Here is a 1,190-nt window from a genome sequence, read left to right as displayed (position 1 = left end):
TCGTGCGCCACCGAAGGCTGCGTCAAACTGATATTTGTCCAGTGCTTGTTTAAGACCTTGGGTTTTCATTACGTCGGTGTGCTTGGCACTACCGTGAGTAAAAGGTCCGATGCCTTGATCAACGCCTTCCTGGTTGATATGCACGATCAGATCGAAGCCATACTTTTTAACGGTCTCGTCACGAAACTTGATCATTTCCTGGAATTTCCAGGTAGTGTCAACATGCATTAGAGGGAAAGGTGGCTTACCTGGTGCAAAAGCTTTGCGAGCCAAGTGCAGCATAACAGCGGAATCTTTACCGACAGAATAGAGCATTACCGGATTATCAAATTCAGCGGCTACTTCTCGAATGATGTGGATGCTTTCAGCTTCCAATTGCTTTAAATGAGTCAAATTGTATTGCGACATATATGTAACTCTTACCAGAGGTCAATAAACGAAAAAATCGTGTTTAAGTGGATAGCTGCTATTTCTATAGGCTGCTACCTAACAAAAGGGTGCGGAATTATAACAGGCTTGTCGCTAAATAATAAGGGATGTGGTGCTTTAGTGAGTGGTGGTGGAGTGCGCTTATATTCTCACTTATGCTAAAAGATCAGATGTTTAGAATATAATGTTCTATTTAAGATGTCTCGATATCAGTAAGAAATACGGATGTCTTGTGTTTAGTTTATCGCTGTTTGGCGGCTCTTTTTGGGGTGCTACATTGCTAGTACTAGGAGCGGCAGTAGGAACACGCTATAATCGCGTTTTTGATAATTAAGCCAAGAGAAGAAGATGGACGTTAAAGCCTATATGGTCAAAGTGGGTGAGGCAGCTCGTCAAGCTGCTAGCCAGATGACTTCAGTCAGTACCGGATTAAAAAACAAAGCTCTATTAGCAACCGCTGATGCTTTGAATGCCAAGCGTGATATGTTGATTCAAGAGAATAAAAAGGATCTTGAGGCTGGGCGTGAAAATGGTTTGGATGATGCGATGCTTGATCGTTTGGAGCTTACGCCAGCGCGTATAGATGGCATGATTGAAGGCTTGCAGCAAGTAGCAGGGCTTGATGATCCTGTTGGAATTATTAACGATCTCAAGTATATGCCTTCCGGTATTCAGGTTGGCAAGATGCGTGTGCCGCTTGGTGTGATTGGGATTATCTATGAGTCTAGACCAAATGTAACGGTTGAAGCGGCGAGCCTGTG

Annotated in this window: 1 protein-coding gene and 1 pseudogene; one reads left to right on the top strand and one right to left on the bottom strand. The window is 43.6% G+C overall.

Features of this window, described 5'->3' with window-relative positions; translation table 11 throughout:
* Positions 1–408, bottom strand: a 408-nt coding sequence (gene cysD / locus A3735_RS00950) for a sulfate adenylyltransferase subunit CysD (protein ID WP_156499292.1), incomplete at its 3' end; no start/stop codon positions are given.
* A gap of 369 nt (positions 409–777) precedes the next feature.
* Between cysD and A3735_RS00945 the strand changes: the two are divergent.
* A pseudogene (locus tag A3735_RS00945) lies at positions 778–1,190 on the top strand (gamma-glutamyl-phosphate reductase); the annotation flags it as partial.

It is taken from the genome of Oleiphilus sp. HI0061 (genome assembly GCF_001635675.1).
Note: the sequence above shows the minus strand (reverse complement) of the source record. Positions and strands in the feature narration are given on the sequence as shown.